24 protein-coding genes are annotated in these 24,261 nt (G+C 73.1%); 8 read left to right on the forward strand and 16 right to left on the reverse strand.

Annotated features, from left to right (window positions below):
• The first annotated feature begins 35 nt into the window (after positions 1–35).
• Genes mvk through V2J52_RS09565 form a run of 5 tightly spaced genes read left to right on the forward strand, consistent with a single transcriptional unit; the run spans position 36 to position 5,299 of the window.
• Positions 36–989, forward strand: coding sequence for a mevalonate kinase (gene mvk, locus V2J52_RS09545; protein ID WP_331227450.1), 954 nt, complete (start codon positions 36–38; stop codon positions 987–989).
• Positions 986–1,963, forward strand: a complete 978-nt coding sequence (gene mvaD / locus V2J52_RS09550; protein WP_331227451.1) for a diphosphomevalonate decarboxylase — start codon at positions 986–988, stop codon at positions 1,961–1,963. Before mvk ends, mvaD begins: the two co-directional genes overlap by 4 nt.
• Entirely contained in the window at positions 1,960–3,045 is a 1,086-nt protein-coding gene (locus tag V2J52_RS09555; RefSeq protein WP_331227452.1) for a phosphomevalonate kinase, read from the forward strand. Before mvaD ends, V2J52_RS09555 begins: the two co-directional genes overlap by 4 nt.
• Positions 3,046–3,059: 14 nt before the next feature.
• A complete protein-coding gene (locus V2J52_RS09560; RefSeq protein ID WP_331227453.1) occupies positions 3,060–4,130 on the forward strand; it encodes a hydroxymethylglutaryl-CoA reductase in 1,071 nt (356 codons plus the stop codon).
• 2 nt (positions 4,131–4,132) lie between these two features.
• Positions 4,133–5,299 (forward strand): hydroxymethylglutaryl-CoA synthase, encoded by a 1,167-nt coding sequence (locus tag V2J52_RS09565; protein ID WP_491062087.1) that lies wholly within the window; start codon positions 4,133–4,135, stop codon positions 5,297–5,299.
• On the opposite strand, the gene V2J52_RS09570 is transcribed toward V2J52_RS09565, so the two are convergent.
• Positions 5,281–6,054, reverse strand: coding sequence for a TetR/AcrR family transcriptional regulator (locus V2J52_RS09570; RefSeq protein WP_331227455.1), 774 nt, complete (start codon positions 6,052–6,054; stop codon positions 5,281–5,283). The two genes, V2J52_RS09565 and V2J52_RS09570, sit on opposite strands and share 19 nt — an antisense overlap.
• A gap of 74 nt (positions 6,055–6,128) precedes the next feature.
• Here V2J52_RS09570 and V2J52_RS09575 point away from each other — a divergent pair, with 74 nt between their 5' ends.
• Both V2J52_RS09575 and V2J52_RS09580 read left to right on the forward strand, forming a co-directional pair.
• On the forward strand, positions 6,129–7,040 hold the full coding sequence (locus V2J52_RS09575) for an ATP-binding cassette domain-containing protein (RefSeq protein ID WP_331227456.1): 912 nt from the start codon (positions 6,129–6,131) through the stop codon (positions 7,038–7,040).
• Entirely contained in the window at positions 7,037–7,819 is a 783-nt protein-coding gene (locus V2J52_RS09580; RefSeq protein ID WP_331227457.1) for an ABC transporter permease, read from the forward strand. The genes V2J52_RS09575 and V2J52_RS09580 overlap by 4 nt, the downstream gene beginning before the upstream one ends.
• Before the next feature lie 6 nt (positions 7,820–7,825).
• Here V2J52_RS09580 and nagB read toward each other — a convergent pair whose 3' ends face one another.
• Both nagB and V2J52_RS09590 read right to left on the reverse strand, forming a co-directional pair.
• On the reverse strand, positions 7,826–8,608 hold the full coding sequence (gene nagB / locus V2J52_RS09585; RefSeq protein ID WP_331227458.1) for a glucosamine-6-phosphate deaminase: 783 nt from the start codon (positions 8,606–8,608) through the stop codon (positions 7,826–7,828).
• 86 nt (positions 8,609–8,694) lie between these two features.
• On the reverse strand, positions 8,695–8,979 hold the full coding sequence (locus tag V2J52_RS09590) for an HU family DNA-binding protein (protein ID WP_331227765.1): 285 nt from the start codon (positions 8,977–8,979) through the stop codon (positions 8,695–8,697).
• A 194-nt stretch (positions 8,980–9,173) separates the two neighbouring features.
• Here V2J52_RS09590 and V2J52_RS09595 point away from each other — a divergent pair, with 194 nt between their 5' ends.
• A complete protein-coding gene (locus V2J52_RS09595; RefSeq protein WP_331227459.1) occupies positions 9,174–10,196 on the forward strand; it encodes a pirin family protein in 1,023 nt (340 codons plus the stop codon).
• Positions 10,197–10,267: 71 nt separating this feature from the next.
• Here V2J52_RS09595 and V2J52_RS09600 read toward each other — a convergent pair whose 3' ends face one another.
• The 13 genes from V2J52_RS09600 to V2J52_RS09660 form a co-directional block, all read right to left on the reverse strand.
• A complete protein-coding gene (locus V2J52_RS09600) occupies positions 10,268–14,743 on the reverse strand; it encodes a lamin tail domain-containing protein (RefSeq protein WP_331227460.1) in 4,476 nt (1,491 codons plus the stop codon).
• 80 nt (positions 14,744–14,823) lie between these two features.
• The gene (ptsP, locus tag V2J52_RS09605) at positions 14,824–16,503 is read right to left on the reverse strand and encodes a phosphoenolpyruvate--protein phosphotransferase (protein ID WP_331227461.1); all 1,680 of its coding nucleotides are present in this window, start codon (positions 16,501–16,503) and stop codon (positions 14,824–14,826) included.
• A 3-nt stretch (positions 16,504–16,506) separates the two neighbouring features.
• On the reverse strand, positions 16,507–16,776 hold the full coding sequence (locus tag V2J52_RS09610; RefSeq protein WP_331227462.1) for an HPr family phosphocarrier protein: 270 nt from the start codon (positions 16,774–16,776) through the stop codon (positions 16,507–16,509).
• 16 nt (positions 16,777–16,792) lie between these two features.
• Entirely contained in the window at positions 16,793–17,767 is a 975-nt protein-coding gene (gene pfkB / locus V2J52_RS09615; RefSeq protein ID WP_331227463.1) for a 1-phosphofructokinase, read from the reverse strand.
• A 121-nt stretch (positions 17,768–17,888) separates the two neighbouring features.
• On the reverse strand, positions 17,889–18,668 hold the full coding sequence (locus tag V2J52_RS09620; RefSeq protein ID WP_331227464.1) for an ABC transporter permease: 780 nt from the start codon (positions 18,666–18,668) through the stop codon (positions 17,889–17,891).
• Positions 18,665–19,555, reverse strand: coding sequence for an ABC transporter ATP-binding protein (locus tag V2J52_RS09625; protein ID WP_331227465.1), 891 nt, complete (start codon positions 19,553–19,555; stop codon positions 18,665–18,667). The genes V2J52_RS09620 and V2J52_RS09625 overlap by 4 nt, the downstream gene beginning before the upstream one ends.
• Complete coding sequence (locus tag V2J52_RS09630) at positions 19,555–19,857, reverse strand: winged helix-turn-helix domain-containing protein (protein WP_331227466.1); 303 nt, start codon at positions 19,855–19,857, stop codon at positions 19,555–19,557. Before V2J52_RS09630 ends, V2J52_RS09625 begins: the two co-directional genes overlap by 1 nt.
• Positions 19,854–20,510, reverse strand: coding sequence for a hypothetical protein (locus tag V2J52_RS09635; protein WP_331227467.1), 657 nt, complete (start codon positions 20,508–20,510; stop codon positions 19,854–19,856). The genes V2J52_RS09630 and V2J52_RS09635 overlap by 4 nt, the downstream gene beginning before the upstream one ends.
• 74 nt (positions 20,511–20,584) lie before the next feature.
• Positions 20,585–20,839: a hypothetical protein gene (locus V2J52_RS09640; protein WP_331227468.1), complete on the reverse strand. Its 255-nt coding sequence runs from the start codon at positions 20,837–20,839 to the stop codon at positions 20,585–20,587.
• 94 nt (positions 20,840–20,933) lie between these two features.
• Positions 20,934–21,812 carry a CAP domain-containing protein gene (locus V2J52_RS09645; protein ID WP_331227469.1) on the reverse strand — a complete coding sequence of 293 codons (879 nt, stop codon included), beginning with the start codon at positions 21,810–21,812 and terminating at the stop codon, positions 20,934–20,936.
• Positions 21,813–21,985: 173 nt separating this feature from the next.
• On the reverse strand, positions 21,986–23,005 hold the full coding sequence (locus V2J52_RS09650; protein WP_331227470.1) for a putative FMN-dependent luciferase-like monooxygenase: 1,020 nt from the start codon (positions 23,003–23,005) through the stop codon (positions 21,986–21,988).
• The gene (locus V2J52_RS09655; protein ID WP_331227471.1) at positions 23,002–23,607 is read right to left on the reverse strand and encodes an alkylhydroperoxidase domain protein; all 606 of its coding nucleotides are present in this window, start codon (positions 23,605–23,607) and stop codon (positions 23,002–23,004) included. The genes V2J52_RS09650 and V2J52_RS09655 overlap by 4 nt, the downstream gene beginning before the upstream one ends.
• Positions 23,604–24,257, reverse strand: a complete 654-nt coding sequence (locus V2J52_RS09660) for a CMD domain protein (RefSeq protein WP_331227472.1) — start codon at positions 24,255–24,257, stop codon at positions 23,604–23,606. Before V2J52_RS09660 ends, V2J52_RS09655 begins: the two co-directional genes overlap by 4 nt.
• Between the last annotated feature and the right edge of the window lie 4 nt (positions 24,258–24,261).

Raw genomic sequence — 24,261 nt, forward strand, 5'->3', positions numbered from 1 at the left:
CCTCGGTTCCCGCACTCCTTCTCGAAAGTCGACCGATGCCCTCACCCCGCTTCGCCTTGCCGCGCGCCGCTGCGGGCTCGGCGCACGCCAAGGGCATCCTCATCGGCGAGCACTCCGCGGTCTACGGCCACCCCGCGATCGCGCTGCCCCTCACCCCGCTGCGCACCGTCGCCGAGGTCCGCCCCGCCGCCGGTCCGCTGCTGCTGAGCACCGACGGCCGCAGCCTGCCGGTGGACCTGCTGCCGGAACGGTTCGTCTCGGTCGGCGTCGCGGCGACCGCCGCCCTCGACTTCTTCGGGCTGCCGGCACGGGACCTGGAGATCACCGTCCACAGCGACATCCCGCCGCGCGCCGGGCTCGGCGCGAGCGCCGCCGCGGCCAACGCGATCATCGAGGCGGTCCGCGCGTACGCCGGAATGCCGCTGGACGAGGACACCCGCTTCGCGCTGGTGCAGACCGCCGAACGGGTGGCCCACGGCAATCCCAGCGGCATCGACGCGTACGCGACCCGCGCCGACGGCCCTTTCCTCTTCACCGACGGCCGGCGCACACCGCTCGCCGTCGGCGCACCGGCGTGGCTCGTCGTCGCCGACACCGGCGTGCGGGCCTCCACCGGCGAGGCCGTCGCCGGTGTCCGGCGCGCGATCGACGCCGACCCCGCGCGCGGCGAGGAGCTGCTCGCCGGGCTCGGGGACCTCACCCGCGGCGTCGTACGTGACCTCGAGCTCGGCCGGCTCGCCGCGGTGGGCACGGCGCTCACCTCGGCGCAGGAGTCGCTCAGCGCGCTCGACGTCGGCCACCCGGCGGTCGACCTGCTGGTCGGCGCCGCGACGGACGCCGGCGCCGTCGGGGCGAAGCTCACCGGCGCGGGCCGCGGCGGGTGCGTCATCGCGCTGGCCACCGGTGCTGCGCAGGCCCAGGCGGTCCTCGGTGCGATGACCGCTGCCGGCGCCGTCGCGGGCTGGGTCGTCACGGTGGACCCGGCATGAGGGCCACCGCGGTCGCGCACCCGAACATCGCGCTCATCAAGTACTGGGGCAAGCGCGACGAGCAGCTCTCGCTGCCGGCGACCGGCAGCCTCTCCCTCACCCTCGACATCGCCCCGACCCGCACCACCGTCGCCCTCGCCCCCGACGCGGCCGACGACGTCGCGACGTGGCGCGGCGAGCCGATGACGGGCGGTGAGCTCGAGCGGGTCCGCGCGTTCCTCGCCCTGGTGCGCGAGCGTGCCGGCAGCACCGTCCCCGCGGTCGTCGACACCGCCAACGAGATCCCCACCGGCGCCGGCCTGGCCTCCTCCGCCTCAGGCTTCGCGGCGCTGGCCGCCGCGGCGAGCGCGGCCTACGGCCTGGAGCTCAGCGACCGCGACCTCTCGCGGCTCGCCCGGCGGGGCTCTGGCTCGGCCGCCCGGTCGATCTTCGGCGGGCTCGTCGTCTGGCACGCCGGCGACGACGACGCCTCCTCGTACGCCGAGCCGATCGACGCCGCCGGGCTCGACGTCGCGCTCGTCGTCGCGGTGCTCACCAGCGCCCGCAAGGCCGTCGGCAGCCGCGAGGCGATGCGCCGCACGGTGGCCACCTCACCGTTCTTCCCGGCCTGGGTTGAGTCGGTGCCGCGCGAGCTGGCCGAGATGCGACGAGCCGTCGAGCGCGCCGACTTCACCGCCGTCGGTGAGCTCGCCGAGTCCAACGCGCTGCGGATGCACGCGACGATGCTCGGCGCGGTCCCGCCGGTGCGCTACTGGAACGCCGACACCGTGGCGGCGATGGACCTCGTCGCCCAGCTGCGCCAGGACGGCATCGAGGCCTACGCGACGATGGACGCCGGCCCGAACGTCAAGGTGCTGTGCCGCCCGCAGGACTCCACGGCGGTGGCCGACAGGTTCGCCGCCGCCTTCGACGGCCTCGATCTGCTGATCTCCGGCGCCGGCCCCGGGGTCCGGGTCCTCGGGCAGGACCGATGATCGAGGCACGCGCCGCAGGCAAGCTGTTCGTCGCGGGCGAGTACGCCGTCGTCGAGCCCGGCGGCAGCGCCGTGGTCATCGCCGTCGACCGGCACGTGACGGTCCGGCTGCAGTCGGCCACCGGCCGCGGCGCCGTGCGGTCCGAGCAGGACGGCCACCGGCCCTTCGGCTGGCGGCGCGACGAGACCGGCGCCGTGCTCGAGGACGACCGGCCGGTCGACCACGTGTTCTCCGCGATCCGTACCGTCGAGACACTGGTCGCCGACCTCGGCCTGGCACCGCGGTTCCACTCGATAGCGATCAGCAGCGAGCTCGACGACGCCAGCGGCCGCAAGTTCGGCCTCGGCTCGAGCGGCGCGGTGACCGTCGCCGCGGTCCGGGCGCTCGACGAGCTCTACGGGCTTCGGCTGACCCGCACCGAGCTGTTCAAGCTCGCGCTGCTCGCCACCGTCGACGTCGCGCCCACCTCCTCCGGCGGCGACGTCGCCGCGAGCTGCTTCGGCGGGTGGGTCGCCTACCGCTCCCCCGACCGGGCCGCGCTCGCCGCGCTCCGGCAGCGCGACGGCGTGCTCGCCGCGCTCCGGACACCGTGGCCGCACCTGGAGATCAGCCGGCTGCCGGCGCCGGCGGGGCTCGACCTCGTCGTCGGCTGGACCGGCGAGGCCGCCTCGACGTCGGACCTCGTCGACGACGTCCACGCCCGCCGCTCGATGCAGAGCCTCTCCTACGACCGGTTCCTCGCCGAGAGCCGCGCCCGGGTCGAGGAGCTGACCGCCGGGCTGCGCGACGGCCGGCCGGAGCAGGTCCTCGGCGCGGTGCACGCGGCACGACGCCTGCTCGTCGGCCTCGGCACCACCCTGGGGATCGACATCGAGACCCCGGCGCTGACCCGGCTGTGCGAGGCGGCGGAGGGTGTCGGCGCCGCCGCGAAGTCCTCCGGCGCCGGCGGCGGCGACTGCGGCATCGTGCTGGCCCCCGCCGGCACCGACCTCGAGCCGATGCTGCGCGGCTGGCAGCAGGCCGGTATCCGCCGGCTCGCGCTGGCCGTGGCGCCACCGGTGGTCGACTTGGCAGCGGAGTGACGGATGATGGAGCGATGAGCGATTCCACGGCGGCCGTGCCCCTCAGCTGGGTCGGCCCGATGAACCTGAGCGGCAACGTCGTCACCGGGCAGCACAAGGTGCCGCTGGCGACCTACGAGACCCCGCTGTGGCCCTCCGTGGGCCGCGGCGCGCGGATCTCCCGGCTGATCGACGGCGGCATCGCCACCACGCTGGTGACCGAACGGATGAGCCGCTCGGTCCTCTTCGAGCTCGACGGCGCCGGGGTCGCGGTGCGGGTGCTCGCGCAGGTGCGCGACCGGTTCGCCGAGCTGCAGCAGGTGGTCGCGGCGAGCAGCCGGTTCGCCCAGCTCATCGACATGCACAGCGAGATCGCCGGCCGGCTGCTGTTCGTGCGCTTCGAGATCACCTCCGGCGACGCGTCGGGCCACAACATGGCCACCCTCGCCGCCGAGCGGCTGATGACCCACCTCATGGCCACCTGGCCCGAGCTGCGCTACGGCTCGATCTCCGGCAACTACTGCTCGGACAAGAAGGCGACGGCGATCAACGGGATCCTCGGCCGGGGCAAGCACGTCGTCACCGAGGCGGTCATCCCGCGCGCCGTCGTCGAGAAGTGGCTGCGCAGCACCCCGGAGAAGATCGCCGAGCTCAACACCCGCAAGAACCTCATCGGTACGATCCTCGCCGGCGGCATCCGCTCGGCCAACGCGCACTACGCGAACATGCTCCTCGCGTTCTACCTCGCCACCGGGCAGGACGCCGCGAACATCGTCGAGGGCTCCCAGGGCGTCACGCAGGCCGAGGTCGATGGCGGGGACCTCTACTTCTCCTGCACGCTGCCCAACCTCATCGTCGGCACCGTCGGCAACGGCAAGGGGCTGCCGTTCGTCGAGGAGAACCTCACCCGGCTCGGCTGCCGCGAGGACCGTGCCCCCGGCGACAACGCCCGCCGGCTCGCGGGTCTGTGCGCCGCCGCGGTGTGGTGCGGGGAGCTCTCGCTGCTGGCCGCGCAGACCAACCCGGGCGAGCTCATGGCCGCCCACGTCGCCATCGAGCGCAAGTCGCGCAGCACCGTAGACTTGACCCCTTCGACCGAGGAGTGACCATTTCCCCCGTGATCGGCATCGACGACCTCGCTTTCGCGACCGGCACCTACCGCATCGACCTCGCCAGCATCGCCGCCAGGCTGGGGTCGGACCCCGCCAAGTACCACCGCGGCCTCGGGCAGACCGAGATGAGCGTCGTCGCGGAGGACGAGGACATCGTCACGCTTGGTGCCGCCGCGGCACTGCCGGTGGTGGAGCGGGCGGGACGCGACGGCATCCGCACCCTGCTGTTCGCCACCGAGACGGGGATCGACCAGTCGAAGGCGGCCGGGGTGTACGCCCACCGGTTGCTCGGGCTCAACCCGAACGTGCGGGTCGTCGAGCTCAAGCAGGCCTGCTACTCGGCGACGGCCGCGATGCAGTTCGCCACCGCCCTCGTCGCACGCAACCCGGCCGAGAAGGTGCTGGTCATCGCCAGCGACATCGCCCGCTACGACCTCGGCTCGACCGCCGAGCCGACGCAGGGCGCCGGCGCGGTGGCGTTCACCGTCACCGCCGACCCTGCCCTCCTCGAGCTGGAGCCCGCCGCCGGCCTCTTCACCGAGGACATCATGGACTTCTGGCGGCCGAACCACCGGGTGACCGCCATCGTCGACGGCCAGAGCTCGATCACCGCCTACCTCGACGCCGTCGCCGGCGCCTTCGCGGACTACCGCGCCCACGGCGGCGCCGAGTTCTCCGCGATCGACTACTTCTGCTACCACCAGCCCTTCACCCGGATGGCGCTCAAGGCCCACCGCCACCTCGCGCAGCGTGCCGGCTCCGACCTCGGCGCCGCGGCCCTGGCCGCGCAGATCGACCCGACGACGGGCTACAACCGCCGCATCGGCAACAGCTACACCGCCTCGGTGTACCTCGCGCTGCTCTCCCTGCTCGACAGCGACGCCGACCTCACCGGTGAGCGCGTGGCGATCGCCAGCTACGGCTCGGGCGCCGTCGCGGAGTTCCTCACCGGGCGCGTGGTGGCGGGCTACCAGGACGGGCTGCGCCGGGCGGCGAACGAGCAGATCCTCGCCGACCGCATCCCGGTCGACGACGAGGACTACCTGGTGCGCCAGCGCCGGCAGTCCGACCCGTCGAGCCACGTCAACCGCCGGGAGACGACCGGGCCGTTCCGGTTCGCCGGCGTCGAGGGCGACCAACGGCGCTACGAGCCGACCGCCTGATCACCGGCCACGTAGGCCGCGACGCCGTCGAGGATCCGTTCGATGGGGAAGCTCGCGTAGTAGGCGTCCGCATCCTCGTCGGCGACGCCGGGCGGCATCGAGAAGAGCTCGCCGGCGGCGGCCATCGCGTGGAGCAGCGGGAACCGCCCGTCGGCGGTGAGCCGGAGCATCGCCCGCTCGTACAGCGGCCCCTCGTCCTCGGCGCCGATGCCGCGCTCGGCGTAGGCGCGGCGCATGTTGACCGTCGTGGTGGCCTCGCTGCGGGCGTGGCCGGCGAGCAGCGTGAGCAGGGCGAGCTTCTCCATCCCGCTGAGCGGCAGCTCGGCCATCAGTGACATCGCCGCCTCCATCCAGGCCAGCGAGTTCGGCATCAGCGGCGGGCCGGTGACCGGGATGTCGAGCACCCACGGCCGGTCGATCGCGGCCGCGGTCTGCGCCTCGGTCCACCGGCGTAGGCCCGTGCGCCAGTCGGTCGTGGCGGCGAGGTCGGCGGGCGGCCGTGGCAGTCCGGCGTCCTGCATGTGGGCGAGCAGCTCGTCCTTGCTGCCCACGTGGCGGTAGAGCGACATCGTGGTGTAGCCCAGACGGGCCGCCACCCGGGCCATCGAGACCGCCGCCAGCCCGTCCTCGTCGGCGAGCGCCATCGCGGCGTCGACGATGCGGTCGAGACTGAGCGCCGGCTTGCCGCCGCGGCGCCGCTGCTGCGCGATGCCGTGAGCCGCCCGCACCTCGGGCAGCAGCAGATCGTCGTCCATCCCACTCCTCGTCTCGGCCGGCCAGCAGCATATCCCTTGCGTACGCCCCACACTGCGTGTGTATCGTACAGACTATGTCTACTGCATACACAGCCACCGATCCTCCTGCCATCGAGATCAGCGACCTCCGCAAGGCCTACGGCACCACCCAGGTGCTCGACGGCATCAGCCTCACCGTGCCCCGGGGCAGCGTCTTCGCGCTGCTCGGGCCCAACGGCGCCGGAAAGACGACGACGATCAACATCCTGTCCACCCTCGCCAGGCCCGACGCCGGGCGGGTGACCGTCGCGGGGCACGACGTCGTCCGCTCGCCGCGCGCCGTCCACCACGCCATCTCGCTCACCGGGCAGTTCGCCGCGGTCGACGACCTGCTCACCGGCCGGGAGAACCTGCGGATGATGGCCCAGCTCAACCACCTGCCCCGCCGCACCGTCGGCGGTCGGGTGACCGAGCTGCTCGAGCAGCTCGACATCGCCGACGCTGCCGACCGCCTGGTGCGGACCTACTCCGGCGGGATGCGCCGGCGCCTCGACATCGCCATCAGCCTGCTTGCCCGGCCCCAGGTGCTCTTCCTCGACGAGCCCACCACCGGCCTGGACCCGCGCAGCCGGCAGGGCGTGTGGCGCCAGGTGCGCGAGCTCACCGCCGACGGCGTCACCGTCGTCCTCACCACCCAGTACCTCGAGGAGGCCGACTCGCTGGCCGACACCATCGCGGTCCTGCACCACGGCCGGATCGTCGCCGAGGGCAGCGCCGCCGAGCTCAAGCGACGGGTGGGTGCCGACGTCGTCGAGGTCGGCTACGCCAACGGCACCCGGGAGGCGATCCCCACCGACGGGTCGGTCGCGGACCTGCGGCGGATCCTCGCCGACGTCGACGACGACGGCCGCGTCGTCGACCGGATCGGGCTGCGCGAGCCCAGTCTCGACGACGTCTTCCTGCTCCTCACCCGCGCCCCTGAGACCCGGGAAGGAGTCCGGCCATGACCACGCTCACCAGCCACCGCACCGCACCGCTCGCCGACACTCTCGTGATGATCCGGCGCAGCCTGCGCCATGCCGTCCGCGAGCCCGAGGTGATCCTGCTCGGCGTCGCACTGCCGGTCGGCATCATGCTGCTGATCACGATCGTCTTCGGCGGCGCGCTCGACACCGGCGGCGGGGCGTACGTCGACTACGTGGTGCCCGGCGTGCTGCTGCTCGTCGGCGGCTACGGCGCCGCGCAGACCGCGATCAGCGTGACCAAGGACGTGACCGAGGGGATCGTGGCACGCTTCCGCACCATGCCGATGACGCCGTCGGCGGTACTCACCGGGCACGTCGTGGCCAGCGTGCTGCGCAACCTGGTGTCGCTCGCGCTGTCCCTGGCGACGGCGCTGGCCATCGGGTTCCGGCCGACCGCCGGCCTCGCGGAGTGGCTCGGCGCCACCGGCGTCATCGCGCTGTACATGCTGGCCGTCTCGTGGCTGTCGGCCGCCGCCGGGCTTGTGGTCAAGACGGTCGAGGGCGCCTCGGCGGTGAGCTTCGCGCTGCTCTTCCTGCCCTACCTGTCCAGCGCCTTCGTCCCGGTGAGCACGCTGCCCAGCTGGCTGCACGGATTCGCCGAGCACACGCCGTTCACGCCGATCATCGAGACGGTCCGCGCGCTGCTCTTCGGTCAGCCGACCGCGGGGCACCTGGGCCCGGCGCTGGCATGGCTCACCGGCCTGCTCGCCGTCGGCATCGTTGGCTCCGCGGTGATGTGGCGCCGGTCCGCGCGCGGCTGACCGCGGTCAGATGTGCGGCCAGCCCGGCCGGGCGATCGTGCTGCGGTAGAAGTCGGCGTGCACGAGGCGGCTGGCGGCCGGCTCGTCGACCAGCACGGTGGCGTGCCGGTGGTGCTGCAGGATGGTCGCCGGCCACATCGCACTGACCGATCCCTCGACGAGCTGCGCGACGGCCTCGGCCTTGCCCTCACCGAAGGCCACGAGCACGACGTGCTCGGCGTCCATGATGGTGCCCAGACCCTGGGTGACGGCGTGCTCGGGGACGGCGTCGATGTCGCCGGCGAAGAACCGGGCGTTGTCCTCGCGGGTCTGCTGGTGCAGCCGCTTGACGCGGGTGCGCGACGCCAGCGAGGACGCCGGCTCGTTGAAGGCGATGTGCCCGTCGGTGCCGATCCCCAGGATCTGCAGGTCCACCCCGCCAGACTCGGCGATGTCCCGCTCGAAGTCGGCGCACTCGGCCGGCAGGTCGGCGGCGGTGCCGTCGGGGCCGCGCACGGCCGACGGTGCGAAGTTGACGCGGTCGGTGAACTCGCGCTTGATGACGTTGTGGTAGGCCTCGGGGTGGTCCGCCGGCAGGCCGACGTACTCGTCGAGCGTGAAGCCCTTCGCTCGCGCGAAGGAGAGGCTGCCGGCCTCGTAGCGGCGGATGAGCTCGGCGTACACCGCCAGCGGGCTCGACCCGGTGGCCAGGCCGAGCACGGCGTCGGGCTTGCGCGAGAGCAGCCGCTGCACCGCGTCCGCGACGATGGCTCCGACGTCCTCGGGACGGGATCTGATGATGACCTTCACGGGACTCCTTGCGCCGAACTGCTCGAGCAGAACGAGGCGGGCAGGACGGCTAGCACCCTGCCCGCCTCGCTGATGCGATCATCACATCACTTGTTGGAGACGGCCTTCTTCAGGGCCGAACCAGCGGAGATCTTCACGCCGAAGCCGGCGGGAATCTGGATCTCCTCGCCGGTGCGGGGGTTGCGGCCAGTGCGCGCGGCGCGCTCGACGCGCTCCACGGACAGCAGACCGGTGATCTTGACGGCCTCACCCTTGCCGACAGAGTCGACAAGGACGTCCTGCAGGGCCGACAGAGCAGCATCGGCCTGGGACTTGGTGAGCGAGGAGCGCTCGGCCACGGCGGCGACGAGCTCGGTGCGGTTGACGGACATGTAATCCCTCTCATCGGTCGGCGTACGCACCCAATCGAGTGCGACTGCGCCGACACTACGACTTCCGACCCTCGATTGTCGCGTGCACTCGCCGCTTTTTCGGTGTGTCTGCGCGGATTCCTCTTCTCAGTCTCCCCACCAGTCACATCCGTCACAGATCTGGCGGCGTTTGCGGTCTCGGGGATACTCGAGGCATGACGAACCTGGAGCCGCGTCCGGTCGCGCAGGAGTGCGTCGCGGGTGGTGCCGCGCCCGATGGCCCGCTGGAGCACATCGAGCCGCGCGACGTCCCCCTCGGTGGTCCGCGAGCGATGACGGTGCGGCGCACGCTGCCCACCCGCGAGCGCTCGCTCATCGGCCCGTTCTGCTTCCTCGACCACTACGGGCCCGACGACGTCGCCGCCACCGGCGGGATGGACGTCGCCCCGCACCCGCACACCGGGCTGCAGACGGTCACCTGGCTGTTCGAGGGCGAGGTCCTGCACCAGGACGCCCTCGGCGCGGTGCAGCCGATCCGGCCCGGGCAGCTCAACCTCATGACCGCCGGCCACGGCATCTCCCACTCCGAGGAGTCCATCACCTCTCCCGTGCTCCACGGCGTCCAGCTGTGGACGGCGCTGCCGGACACCGGTCGCCACGGCGACGCCGCGTTCGAGCACGTCGCCGAGGTGCCGGTGGTCGAGCGCGACGGCATGCGGCTGCAGGTGTTCATGGGCAGCCTCGACGGCGTGAGCTCACCGGCACGGGCCTACTCCCCGCTCGTGGCCGCCCAGGTCGACCTCGAGCCCGGCGCGGAGGTGACCGTGCCGCTCGACCCAGCCTTCGAGCACGGCATCCTGCTCGACGCCGGCACGCTCACCGTCGACGGTGAGGACCTGCGCACCGCCTGGCTCAGCTACCTCTCCCCCGGGCGCACCGGCACCACGCTGCGCGCCGGGACCGACGGCCCGGTGCGGGCCGTGCTGTTCGGCGGGGCGCCGTTCGAGGAGCACATCCTCATGTGGTGGAACTTCGTCGGCCGCGGCCACGAGGAGGTGGTCACCGCCCGCGCGCAGTGGCAGGCCGTCGTCGCCCACCTCACCGCGGCCCCCGGCACCGAGCCCGACGACGCCACCCGGGCGGCGCTGCTGCGCTTCGGCCGGGTCGACGGCTACGCCGGCGGCCCGCTGCCCGCCCCGGAGCTGCCTAACGTCACGCTCCGGCCGCGGCGGCGCTGACCGGTCCCGGTGGGACGACGAGGGCCCCGGTCCGCACCTGGCTGGGTGCGGACCGGGGCCCTCGTCGTTGGTCAGCGGCCTGCTGCCGCGCGCCGGGTGACCACGAGGACGCCGCCGAGGCCGAGCAGCACCAGCAGCGCGAGCACGATGCCGGCCAGCTCGGCGCCGGTCACCGGCAGCGAGCCGCTGCCGGAGCCCGAGCCGGACGAGCCGTCCGAGCCGCCGGCGCCGGGCCGGTCGTCGTCGGTGCTGACGTCGTCGTCGCCGTCGTCCCCGCCTGCCGGCGGGTCCACCGGTGCCTCGGTACCGACGAAGGTCAGCTGCCGGACCTCGGACTGCACCTGGCCGCCGTGGGCGTCGGTGGCCTCGGCGTACCAGCCGTGGCTGCCGTCGGTCGGCGTCCAGGCCGCGCTGACCGTCGAGCCGCTCGGCACCGCGGCGGACGCGGCGATCTCGTCGTCGATGAGCACCTCGTCGGTGAGCACCTCCGCCCGGAACGCGTCGCCGCGCAGCTCCTTGACCCGGCTGGTGATCCCGGCGGTCTCGTAGCTGATGACGAAGTCCTGGTTCTCCGGCTCGAGCGTGGCGTGCTCAGCGTTGTACTGCTCGAGCGACGGCGAGTAGGTCCGGACCCGGATCTCCTCGTCCTCGTTGTCGAACTGCAGCAGCCGCAGGAAGCCCTGGCCGCCCTCGGGCAGGCCCTGGTAGTCGAACAGCATCTGCGTGACGGTGCGGTCGTCGACGCCGTCACCGTCGTCGTCGAAGGAGTCGTAGCGGGTGTAGGCGTCGTGGTAGTGCCCGGACATCACCATCGAGACGTTGGCGTTGGTGGCCACCACCTCGTCCTGGATCTGCTGCGGGATCGGGCCCATGCCACCGGTGGTGAGCAGGTACTCGTGGACGTTGATGATCCCGACCCGCTCGGGGTACTGCGCGAGGACCTCGTTCATCCAGGCGATCTCGGCGTCCCCCGGGTCCCAGCCCATCGACACCACGATGAAGTCGATGCCGCCGGCGGAGAACAGGTCGTAGTGGCCGCGGTTGTTCTCGTAGGAGCCGCCGAACCACGGGTTGGCGGCGAACCGCGCGTCGCCGAAGTACTCGCCGTAGGACGAGTAGTCGTTCGCGAAGTTGCCGACGTCGTGGTTTCCGGCGAGCACCCCGTAGGGCAGGCCCGCGTCGTCGAGCATCGCGTAGGCGGCGTCGGCGTTCTCCCACTGGTAGGGCTGGTCGTGGTTGTCGACGATGTCGCCGGTGTGGAACAGGTACTTGAGGTTGACGTCCTCACGCTGGTCGAGCAGGTACTCGTGGATCGCCAGCTGGTGGTCGTAGAACTCCTCGTTGTAGTACTGCGTGTCCGACTCCCAGCCGAGCGTGAAGTCGTACTCGTCGCGCGCGGTGTCGTCCGGGTGCGCCGGGTCGACCACCGTGGTGCGGTCGGAGGTGTCCGCACCGGCGAAGCCCTCGGAGTGCTGCACGAGGAAGCGGGCGGCGGCGCCGGCGACATGGTCGGTGACCGGCACGTCCGCGGTCAGCGTGAAGGCGCCGCCGTCCTCGGTGAGGTGACGGTCGGTCTCCTCCCAGGCCTCGGTGGCGGTGTTCCACACGTGGAGCAGCACCTTGGCCGAGTCGTTGGCCGAGCCCTCCCAGCTGACGCGGACCGAGGCGCCGTCCCCGGCCGTCTCAGGCACCGCGACGTCGAACAGCTGGTAGGGAAGCGCGTCGCTGCTGGCGACGGTGGCCGTCTCGCCGTCGGCGCCGTCCAGTGCGGCGAGCTCGTCGTCGCTCAGCGCGGCGCCGTCCCGCTCGGCCGCGAGCGCGTCGCGGGTCTGGCCGGCGGTGGCGGTGACCACCGCGTCGCTGGCGCGGTAGGCGTGCGCCGCGCGGAAGGTGACGTCGAGGTCGTCACCGGCGGGGTCGGTCACCCGGGCGGAGAGGTCGACGTGGGTGCCGGTGACGGTGGCGCCGTCGGCCGGCGTGAGCAGCTCGATCGCTGGATCCTCCTCGGGCGTCGTGAAGGTCTCGGTGACCTCCGCGACGTTGCCCGCGGCGTCGGTGGCGGTGATCGTCAGCACGTGCTCGCCCGCGGCGAGGTCGGTCGAGGACGTCACGTGCGGCAGCTCGACGGCCATGCCGTCGAGGGTGGCGACGACGTCGACGACCTCGGTGGTCGCGTCGGTGATCGTGGCGTCCAGCGTGATCGCGCCCTGGAGCTGCGCGTCGCGCACGGTGTCCGCGGTCAGCTGCGGCTCGACCACCGGGGCCGTGTTGTCGACGACGACCGCGGCGGTGTCGGTGTCGTCACCGTCGGTGGCGGTGACGGCGACCTCACCGTCGGCCACCTCGGTGGTGTCCCACGCGTAGCCCTGCGCGACGTAGGCGTCGTCGGGGATGGTGAAGACGGCCGGGTAGTTGTCGTACTGGCCGTCGTTCGAGTCACCCATCCCCAGGTTGCCGCTGGTGTAGCCGGCCGGCGCCAGGGTGCGGCCGTCGGGCAGGATGAGCCGCGGGTTGCTGATCGTGTAGTCGTCGTTGTTCTCGTCGTCGTCCTCGCAGGGCCAGGCCTTGGTGCCGGCCGAGACGAACAGCGTGAGGTCCTCACCCTGGGTGACGGCGTCGAGCGGCACCTCGGTGGTGACCGTCTCGACCTCGGAGTAGGTGCCCTCGTCAAAGATCGTCAGCACGCGCCCGTTGACGCACTGCTCGTTGGTGGTCGCGCCGTCACCGGGCAGCAGGATGCCGTTGCGGAAGTAGTCGTCGGTCGCGGTGACCTCGACGGCGAACGTCGGGGCCGCCTCCAGCTGCGGCGTCGTCGGGGTGCGGACCTCGCCGTCGATGGTCAGCGAGAGCTCCGCCGGGTAGGTGGTGCCCGCCGCAGAGACGGTGGTGGTGCCGGCGACCACGTCGCCGTCGGTGACGCTCAACCGGACCGGGCTCGTGTCGACGCCCTCGACGTCGACGCGCACCGTGTCGGTGACCACCTGGTTGCTGCCGTCGGAGGCGACGAAGCGGTACTCGAAGTACTGCTTGCCGGTGAGGTCGACGGCGCCGATGGTGTGACCGTAACTGTCATTCTCGCCGACGAGCAGGTTGTGGTCGGTGAAGTCGTCAGCGAGGTTGGCGCGCAGCTGCAGCGTGACGCTGCGGACCAGGGTGTCGTCGGTGACCGTGGCCGAGACGGTGAAGTCCTCCGCCGGGTCGATGGTGGCCGGCGTGGTGTCGACGACGACCGGGGTGGTGGAGTCGGTGGCCATGGTGGTGAGCTCGGTGGGCACCTGGTCGGGCTCGACGGCGCCGGGGGTGGCGGCGCGGGTGGCGACGATGCGCTGCAGCGAGAAGTCCGCCGGGTCCACGCCGTAGGCGATGCCCTGGTCGACGGCGACGTCACGCGCGCCGGCCATGTTGTAGAAGCCGTGGTTCACCGTGACGCCGGTGTCGGTCATGATCTCGATGCCGCGGGCGCTGCCGTTGGCCATCCCGCCGGCGTAGATCTCCAGCAGCTGTGCCTCAGGGACCGTGGTGCCCCAGAAGGCGTTGAAGTCGGCCGGGGTGAGGTCGTCGTTCTGGCCGTTCTTGATCCACAGCACGAGGGTGCCGCCGGCCGGGATCGTGGCGTCCTGCGGCGTCGCGGGCCACAGCGCGGTGCTGCCGCTGTCGGGGTAGAGGTAGCGGATCTGGTAGTCGCCGAACTCGATCGGCTCGGTGGTGGTGTTGTACACCTCGACGAACTCGTAGCCGTCCGCGCTGCCGACGTTGGTGCTGTCGACGACGAGCTCGGTGAGCAGCAGGTTGCCGACCAGCGAGTCGGCCGCCGGGCCGGCGATCGGGCCGGTGGGCTCCTCGGGCTCCTCCGGCTCCTCGGGTGTCTCGCTGTCGCGGTCCTCGAGCTGGGCAGGGTCGACGACGCCGGGTGACGGCGTTGCGTTGCCGGCCAGCAGGTCCATCGACCGCTCGGCGGCGTCCACCGGGATGCGGAACTGGGCGGCCTGGTCGATGCCGGTGGAGCCGGCCTGGTAGTGCGACCAGCCGACGGGCTCGCCGTCGGCGTCGAGCACCCGGATGCCGCGGTCGCCGCCGTTGGCCATCCCGGCCTGGCCGGTGACCTGCACGATCTCGTACGACGAGTCCCCGCCCCCACGGGTGGCCCAGAAGGCCCGGAAGTCGTTCTCGTCGTAGGCGAAGGAGTTGACGTTGCCGTCGGGGCTCTCGTAAGCGACCCAGAAGACGACGGTGCCGCCGGCCGGCACCACGGTGCCCGCCGGCGCGGTGAGCGCGACGTCGCGGGCGGTGTCCGCGGAGTCCGTGTAGGAGTAGGCGAAGGAGTAGCCGCCCTCGCCGATCGTCACGTCGGCGTCGGTCGGGTTGGTGACCTCGAAGTACTCGAAGTGGTCGTAGCTGTCGGGGTTGGGAACGATCTCGGTGACGACCAGCGGCCAGGTCGGTGCCGGGGCAGCGGTGGCGATGGGGATCACCGTGCCGAGCGCGATGGCGGCCAGCGCGGCGGACGCGACGGTGGCGCGCACCCGCCTGACGGGGAGCGAGGTCATGGTTTCCGGACTCCTTCTTCGGGGACCCCGGCAGGGTAGGGAGGTGGGATGACCTCGCGGTGAACGGACGGTGACCGCAGTCAGACCAGGTCGGTCAGCTCGCTGCTGGCGCGGCCGCGCACCGCCTCCAGGGCGTCGACGGCGGTCCGGGCGGCGCGGGCCGCGCGGGCCAGCGCCTGGCACTCCGGCAGCGTGTGCAGCGCGAGGGCGAGGCGCACCGCCGGCACCTTGCTCGGCGCCATCGACAGGCTGGTGACGCCGAGCCCGACGAGGACGAGCGCGAGCAGCGGGTCGCCGGCGGACTCCCCGCAGACCCCGATCGGGCGGTCGACCCGCCGGGCGCCCGCGCAGGCGGCCGCGACGACGTCGAGCACGGCGGGCTGCCACGGGTCGAGCAGGTCGGACAGCTCGCCCTGCATCCGGTCGGCCGCCATCGTGTACTGCGCGAGGTCGTTGGTGCCCAGGCTGGCGAAGTCGAGGTCCGCCAGGACGTGCTCGGCGCGCAGCGCGGCTCCGGGCACCTCGATCATCACCCCCGCCTTGGGCAGCCCGTTCTCCCGGACGCGCCGGGCGAACCACGCGGCCTCCTCGGCGGTGGCGACCATCGGCGCCATCACCCGGACGTCCGCGCCGGTCTCCTTGGCGGCCACCGCCAGCGCCTCGAGCTGGGCGTCGAGCAGGTCGGGCCGCTCGGCCGACAGCCGCAGCCCGCGCCGGCCGAGGGCAGGGTTCTCCTCGGGGCCGAGGTCGGCGAACGCGAGCGGCTTGTCCGCCCCGGCGTCGAGCGTGCGGACGACGACGCGCCGGCCCTCGAACGGCTCGAAGACGCCGCGGTAGATCTCCACCTGTTCCGCGACGGTCGGTGCCCGGGTCGCCGAGAGGTAGACGAACTCGGTGCGGAACAGCCCGACGCCCTCGAGGTCGCGCGCGCCGGCGTCGACGGCGTCCGCCACGCCGCCGATGTTGGCGAGCAAGGCGACCGGCACACCGTCGCTCGTACGTCCCGGGCCGCTGTAGGCGGCCAGTGCCGCCGCACGGCGCCGCACCCGGTCCTCCTGCGCCGCGACGAGCGCCGGGTCGGGGTCGATGGTCACCTCGCCGGTGTCCCCGTCGAGTGCCACCTGGGTGCCGGCCGGGACGTTCGTGGCGCCGGCGAGCTGGACCACCGCTGGGATGCCCATCTGGGCGGCGAGGATCGCGGTGTGGCTGGTGCGGCCGCCGGCCTCAGTGACGATGCCGACGACGAGCGACCGGTCGAGGGTGGCGGTCTCCGCCGGAGCGAGGTCGCGGGCGACGATGACGCTCGGCACGGTGAACGGTGGCACCCCCGGCGGGGCGACACCGAGCACCGCGGCGACGGCACGGTCACCGATGTCGCGCAGGTCGGCGACCCGTTCGGCGAAGTAGCCGCCGAGCGCCTCGAACTGCACGGCGTACTCCTCGACCGCGCCGGCGATCGCGGTCGCCGGGCCGCGACCGGCCGCCAGCTGCTTGCCGGCGGCGTCGATCAGCCCGGTGTCGCGGGCGATGAGCGCGGTGGCCTGCAGGATCTGCTGGGCGGTGTCGTCGACGAGGGCGGCGCGCTGCTCGAGCGTGACGGCCACCGACTCGAGGGCGGCCCGCACGTCGGCGAGCGCGGCCTCCTGGTCCTCGGCCGGCGGTTCGTCAGCCGGCGGTGGGACGGGCGGCGACACCTGGACGACCGGGCCGTGGGCGGTGCCCGGGCTGACGCCGATCCCCTGCTTCGTCTCGGACGCCATGGCCTACTCCGCGTCGAGGTCGCGGGCGAGCAGCGCGACGAGGCTGTCGAGGGTCGGGTCGGCGTCGTCGCCGTCGGCGCTGAGGACGACCTCCTCGCCGTGCTTGGCGCCCAGGGCCATGACGCCGAGGATGCTGCGGGCGTCGACCGGGGTCTGGCCCGGCCGGCCGATCTTGACTGCGAGGCCGGAGGCGGTGGCCTCCTGGACGAACATGGCGGCGGGCCTCGCGTGCAGGCCGACGGACGAGGCGATGGTGACGTTGCGGGTTGCCATGGCGGTGCTCCTTGGGTCAGGTGAGGGTGAGCGTGAGGTCGGGGTCGACCGTGGTCTCGACGACGATGCCGTCGAGGTCGGCCGGGGTCGGGACCCGGCTGCCGGGCAGCGTGACGGCTGCCGCGCCCCAGCGCACCCCGGTCGCCAGCGCGGCCGCGGCGGTCGTCCCGCTCGAGAGCCCGTGGAGCAGGCCGGCGAGCATGCAGTCACCGGCCCCGACGGTGGAGAGCGGGGCGCCGACCGTGGCCCGGGCGTGGACCACGGTGTCCGCGGTCACCAGCAGCGCGCCGTCACTGCCGAGGCTGACGGCGACGATCGTGATCCCGCTGGCGACGAGGTCCCGAGCGGCGGCCCGGACGTCAGCGAGGGTCGGCAGTGGGTGCCCGACGACCTCCGCGAGCTCCTCGTGGTTGGGCTTGACGAGGTCCGGGCGGGCCGCGACGGCGGCCACCATCGGGGGGCCGGAGGAGTCGATCGCCACCAGCCCGCCGCGCGCCCGCACCCCCGCCACGAGAGCGGCGTAGAAGTCCGTGGGAGCGCCGGGCGGCAGGCTGCCGCACCCCGCGACCCAGGCCCCGTCGCCCGCCGGCGCGATGGTGGCGGTGAGCAGTGCCTCGGTCTCCGCCGGTGACAGCTCCGGGCCGGGCTCGTTGAGCTTCGTCGTCGTGCCGTCGGGCTCGAGGACGCTGACGTTCATCCGCACCGCGCCCGCGACCGGCACTGCGGCGTGGTCCACCCGCGCGGCGGTGAGCAGCTGCTCGAGCAGGTGCCCTTCGGGACCGCCGACCGGCAGCACCGCGAGTGTCGCGGCACCTTGCGCGGCCAGCGCACGCGAGACGTTGACCCCCTTGCCACCGGGATCGACCCGGACCCCGCCGGCACGGTGCACCTCGCCGCGCCGGAGGGCGTCGACGACGATCGCGCGGTCGATGCTCGGGTTGGGGGTCAGCGTGACCACCGCGCCGTGCCACTGCCTCGCTGCTTCGCTCACCGGACCCCCACGTCGCGACCATGTGCCTGCGCCTATGACACCACCCATACGGCGCAATGTAAAGGCATTCGGACACTCCAAATGTGGGTTCTGTTGGGTCTCGCAGCTCCGTGGCGACCGGTCAGCGGAACCGGCGCCCCTCGTCGCGGCGGAAGGCGAGCACCGCCAGTGCCGTGAACAGCGCCAGCCATCCCACGAGGACCGGCAGCGCGAGCGCGCCCGCCGGCTCGCCGGTGAGGACCTGGACCACGAGGTCGCGGCCGGCGCGGCTGGGCAGCCACTCGGACAGCGAGTCGAGCCAGCCGGGGAACATCTGCGGCGGCAGGAACAGACCGCCGGCGAAGGCCATCGGGAACAGGACGACCTGGACGACGGCGATCGCCGCCTTGCTGCTCATCCGGTAGCCGATCGCCAGGCCGAGCATGAGGAACGGCAGGCCCGCGGCGACGACGGCGATGATCCCGAGCAGCAGGGTGCCGGCCGGCACGGTGGCATCGGTGAGCAGCCAGCCCAGCACGATGAGCGGCACGAGCGCGACGACCGAGAAGATGATCCCGGTGACGACCCTGCCCGCCAGTCGCGGCGTTGCGCCGGCCGGCAGCGTCCGGACGTAGCCGTCGAAGGGCAGTGCCCGGTCCTCCGCCACCCCGGTGCCGAAGGTGAACAGGAAGGCGGCCATCACGGCGAACATCGCCAGCTGCCCGACGGCGGCGGTCGCGACGGTCGGGTCGCCGGCGATCGCCGAGCTCGGCACCACGAAGAACACCAACGCGAGCGCGGGGAACATCAGGTTGCTGATGACCGCGATCGGGATGCGGACGGTCTCGAGGATGTTGAACTTCGCGTGGAGCGCGACGAGGCGCAGCGCGGACGGCGCGGTAGGAGCGGTCACGGCGCTCATGCCACCGCCTCCTTCCGGGTGAGGGCGAGGAAGGCCTCCTCGAGAGAGACACCGCGCACCTCGAGGGAGTCGAAGGCGATGTCGCGTCGGACGAGATCGGTGACGAGGGCGTCGGAATCGGTGGTCAGGAGGTGGTGGCGGGTGCCGTCGTGCGTCACCGAGGTGACGCCGGGCAACGCCAGGAGCCGGTCGTCGGCCGCGGGGGTGCGGAGCGTGACCTGGCGGACGCTGACCCGGGCGAGGACCGTGGCGAGCTCGCCGTCAGCGAGGATGCGGCCGTCGTCGATGACGACGACGCGCTGCGCCAGGGCCTCGACCTCCTCGATGTAGTGGCTGGTGAGCAGGATGGTGGCGCCGTCGGCGTGGTAGTCGCGGATCGCCTGCCACAGCGCGCGGCGGCTCTCGACGTCGAGGCCGGTCGTCGGCTCGTCGAGCAGCACGAGGCGCGGCCGCCCGACGAAGGCGAGCGCGACGGCGAGCCGGCGCTGCTGCCCGCCGGAGAGCCCACCGGTCTGCCGGGCGGTGAGGTCGGTGAGGTCGAAGCGGGCGAGCAGCTCGGAGCGGTCGACCGGGTCGGCGTAGTGGCCGGCGACGAAGTCGACCACCTCCCCCACCCGCAGCGTCGGCGGCAGGCCGGTCTCCTGCGGCGTCGTGCCCAGCGCCAGCCGGGACGCAGGCAACCGGGGGTCACCGCCGAAGATCCGCACCGTACCGGCGTCGGCGCGGCGCCGGCCGCTGATGAGGGAGAGCAGGGTGGTCTTGCCGGCCCCGTTGGGGCCGAGCAGGCCGACGAGCTCGCCGGCGCCGACCTCGAGGCTGATGCCGTCGAGAGCGACGACCTCGCCGAAGCCGCGCCGGACGTCGAGCGCACTGATGACCGGTTCCATCACTTCATCCCCCTCAGCAGTGCTTCCAGCGACTCGGTGTAGGCGTCGAAGGCCTGGCGGCCCTTCTTCGTCAGGGCGACGTGGGTGGCGGGGCTGCGCCCCTCGAACGACTTCTCGATGGCGACGTACCCCGCTTCCTCGAGCTTGCGCAGGTGGGTGGAAAGGTTGCCTGCGGTCATCTCGAGCAGCTGCTGCAGCTTGGGGAAGCTCAGGCGGTCACCGGCGCCGAGCGCGGCGAGCGTAGCCATCACCCGCAGCCGGGACTGGGCGTGGATGACCGGGTCGAGCTCGACGTCGGTCATGCCGGCCGCCGGGAGCTCCGCCGGGCGTCCACCGCGGCGGCCACGAGGAACCCGCCGCCGCCGGCCACCGCCATCACCAGGTAGATGGCCGGCGCGCCGGCGAGGGACGCGACGCCGGCGACGACGGCGATCCAGCCGCCGAGCGCGAACATCCGCCACTCGCGCCACAACATGCCGCCGGCCATGTAGATGAGACCGACGACGAGGCAGCTGACGCCGTTGGTGAGCACGGTCATCACCTCGGACCCGGCGCCGGCGCGGACCGCACCGCCGAAGACCAGCGAGGCGACGACGAACCCGATGAACCAGGTCCAGCCGTACATCGCGCCGACGGTGGCGGACTCGCCGCTGACCCCGGCGAACCGCCGCCCGATGTGGACCATGGTGACGGCGACCGCCATCACCAGGAGGATGGCGAAGACGATGAACGCCCACGCGGGCGGGGCTGCCCGGGAGGCACCGCCGGTGAGGAAGAGCGTGAGGTAGCCGAGGAGCCACGCGCTGCCCCACGCCGTGGCGATCACCGCCAGGCTCGGCTCGGTGCGGCGCCTGGTCTCCTCGCGCTGCTGCACGATGAGCGCCAGCAGCGCGACCGGGTCGGCGCCGGTGGGCAGCAACGACCCGTCGGTCCGGTCGTCGGGTCGTGGACCCATGAGCGTCTCCTCAGCTGCAGATCAGTTTGCGTCACAAACCAGTCTGCAGGATGGGGCGCCTGGGTGCAACTGCCCTACTGCCGAGAGCGTCGGTCGTCGCGGCGCGAGCCGCCGTGCTTCTTGTGCACTGCCTGCTTGGAGACGCCGAGGAGGAACGCAATCTCGGCCCAGGTGAGCCCCTGCGCGCGGGCGCGCCGCACGAGCACCACCTCGCGCCGGTCCGCCTCCTGGCGCAGCGCCACCAGCGCGCCGAGCTGGGCGAAGACGTCGTCGCCGTCATCGACGGCATGGGCGAGCGAGTGCATCGAGACCTCCCGAGGGTCGACCATGACGTCAATCTACATTGACGCCTGGCGGCCGTCAATCATGGTTGACGCGGCGGGGAGGTCGGCCAGGGGTGCGGTCGGGCGGGAGGTCGGGAGGTCAGCGACCGCCGAAGAGCAGCACCGCGTAGGGCCCGCCGGACCCCATCGCGTAGCCGACACCGACGTGGGTGTAGGCGGTGTTGAGGATGTTGGCGCGGTGCGGCGCGGAGTTCTGCCACCAGTTGAACATCCACGAGGTGATCTCGCCGGCGCCCCAGGACTGGGCGCCGGTGTTGCGCACGATGTTCTCCCCCGACCGCGACCAGCCGCCACCGATCTGTGAGGCGTAGTTCGGGTTGTGCTGCAGCACCTGGTTGCCGGCCATCCACTCCGCCCAGCTCTGGGCGACCTGGTCGAGCGTGCCGTCCCGGGAGAGGCCGCTCAGCCCGTTCTGGCCGCGGTAGCTGTTGACCATGCCGGCGAGGGAGCCGCGCTCCCCGCCCTGGGAGGCGGTCATCGGCGCCGGCTCGCTCTCGGCCTCGGGCTCGCTGCCGTCTGCCGCTTCGTCCTGCTGCTGCCCGGCTTGCTCCTGCCCGGCTTGCTCCTGCTCGGCCTGCTCCTGCTCGGCTTCCCGCTGCTCGAGCGCCTGGCGCTCGGCGTTACGGGCGGCGACCTGCACCTCGCGCAAGTGGCGGATGTCCTCCTTCTCCAGCTCGACGTCGACCTCGACGGGAGCCAGCGCCCAGTCCGCCACCTCCGGCGCGGTGATCGAGTTGTCCGGCGCGGCTGCTGCCTCGAGGCGCAGGCTCGCCAGGTCCGCCCGGGCGGTGCCGGCCGCGTCGTCGTCGACGACGGCAGCGGCGCCTACCGCGCCCACGAGGACGACGGCCAGGCCCGCTGCGACCGCGGAGCGGTACGTGCGCTGGAGCCGGGCAGCGACGGTCCGGCGGTGCAGGACGATCCCGTGCAGCGGGGTGAGTGTGGTTGGTCGGGGCACAACGCGTCTTCCCAGTCCCCGGGGCCGGCGCATCCGCCCGTGCGTGCCCGACCCGTCCTGCACCTGGTTCGTCGTCCACGGCCGGCAGCAGGGAGGGGGACCGGACGCGGGTCGCACGAGGGAGGGCTCGACGACCTTGACGACGATAACGACCGACTCCCCCAATGTCACGTTTAGGTCACGACGGGTGTCCGATCCCACGTCGGCTGCAGCGCCGGGGCCACCTCGCGGGCGACGAGCTCGATGGAGCGCAGCACGTCGGCGTGGGGAGGGTCGATGGAGTGGACCTGGAAGGACAGGTGCGTGGCGCGCGCGACCGCGGAGTCCGCCGCGAGGGTCTCCCGCACCGCGGCCGGCTGCCCCACGTGGGAGTCGGTGGCGGTGACGAGCTCGGCGGCGGTCAGCGCCGCGGCGTCGCGCCCGGACGTCGCCGCGACGAACGGCGCCACCCGCCGCAGCCCGGTGCCGGCCAGCTCGAGGGCGCGGGCGCCGTCGTCGGCGACGAACACGGAGCGGGCGACGCTGATCCGTGGCGTCGCCCCGGCGGGCAGGTGCTCGAGGTAGGCGTCGATGAGCCGGTCCTGCAGCGCACCGAGGGGCAGGTCGGGCTCGCCCTCCGGGCGCGGCTGGGTGCGCGAGAGCATGAGGCCGTGGCCGCGCCGGCCCGCCTCGACCGCCCAGGGCTCGGAGAAAGTGGCGATCCACAGCCGCTCGGCCAGCGTGCCCGGTGGCGGGTACAGCGCCCGGCCGCCGGCCAGCTCGACGCCCGCGAGGGCCGCCTCGAGGGTGTCGAGCTTGCGGGCGAACAGGTCGCGGCGGTCGGCGAAGTCGAGCCCGAAGGTCGCGAAGGCCGCCGGTGAGCCGCCGGAGGCGAAGCCCAGCTCGAGGCGCCCGCCGCTGAGGTGGTCGAGCACGATGGCGTCCTCCGCCACCCGTACCGGGTCCTCGAGCGCGAGGGTGATGACGCCGGTGGTCAGCCGCACCCGGGAGGTGACGGCAGCCGCGTGGCCGAGGAACACCAGCGGTGCCGGCAGGCCACCCTCGTCGCCGTCGAGGTGGTGCTGGGCGACCGCGACGGCGTCGTAGCCCTCGGTCTCGGCGTGGCGGATCTGCTCCAGCGCCAGCGCGTAACGCTCGGCGGGCGGGGCGGCGTCAAGGACGCGGGTGAAGAACCCGAGCTGCTGGCGGGTCATGGCGTGGGGACCTCCGGCTCGCCGAGGGAGAGCATGAGCCGGTTGGCCCAGTTGAAGAAGGCGGCGCCATTGATGACGTCGACGATCTCGGGATCGCCGAGGCCGGCGTCGCGCAGCTGCTCGACGTGCTCGGGGCCGAACCGGACCGGGGTCGCGGTCAGCGCCTCCGCCGCCGCGATGATGGCGTCCCACCGGGGGTCGATGGTCGCGGCGGTGCCCTCGTCCAGCAGCCGGTCGACGTCGTCGCCCCGCTTGGACAGCCGGGTGGCGAACCGGGCGTGGATGGCCGCGCAGAAGACGCAGCCGTTCACCCGGGAGGCGGCGGCCGCGGCGATCTCGCGCTCGGGGCGGGGCAGCCCGCCGTCCTCGTTGTAGAAGATGTCGTTGTCCAGCCGGGTGCGCGAGCCCAGCACCTCGGGGTCGCGGGCGAGCAGCCGGAAGTACGGCGAGGCGATGCGGCTCTCCTCCACCAGCCCGTCGAGGTGGCGCGGCGTCAGCTCGTCCGCGGCGAGCGGCTCGAGCCACGGCACCCAGCCGATGCCGCCGCGGGTGAAGGCCTCGGGCCGGTGGAGGTCGGGGTAGTGGTGGACCACGGTGCTCATGCTCGGTCTCCGTTCAGGGTGGCGTGCAGGACGGCGAGGCCGGTGGCGGCCCGCAGCTGGAACGCGAGGAACGCGACGAGCTGGGAGAGCGTGACGATGCCGGTGGCGCTCCACCCGGCGGCGACGAGCCTCTCCAGCCGCTCGGGCCGGGAGTCGCGCGGGTGCAGGACGAGGAGGTGGGCATGCTCGAGGGCGGCTGCCAGCCGCTCCCCCAGGATCGCGCGGTGCTGCGGCGCCACCCGGTGCTCGGGGCCGGGCACGCTCTCATGGGCGAGCCCCTCCTCGCGGTAGGTGCCGTACGGGCCCTCGGTCCGGCCGGCGACGGTCTCGGCGCCGACCGCGGCCACCAGCTCCGGGCCGGCACCGGCATCCGCCAGCGCCTGGCCGTAGTGGGCCGAAGCGGCCTCGTGACCGTGCACGCCGGCGACGAAGGTGGCGACGGCGAGGCGCTCGACGAGCGCGACCTCACCGTCGTCGACCGGGTGGAACAGGTAGTCGTAGGTGGCCTGGGCGTCCTCCCGGGCCACCGGTCGGGCGTCGCGCAGCCGCTCGACCCGGCTGCCGACGGGGACGCCGGAGAGGGCGCGCAGGACGTCCCCCACCGCCGTCGTCGGGCGCTGGTCGAGCTGCTCGTCGGTTCTGATGGTCATGATC

This window comes from Georgenia sunbinii, from assembly GCF_036421875.1.
GTDB classification, from domain to species: domain Bacteria; phylum Actinomycetota; class Actinomycetes; order Actinomycetales; family Actinomycetaceae; genus Georgenia_B; species Georgenia_B sunbinii.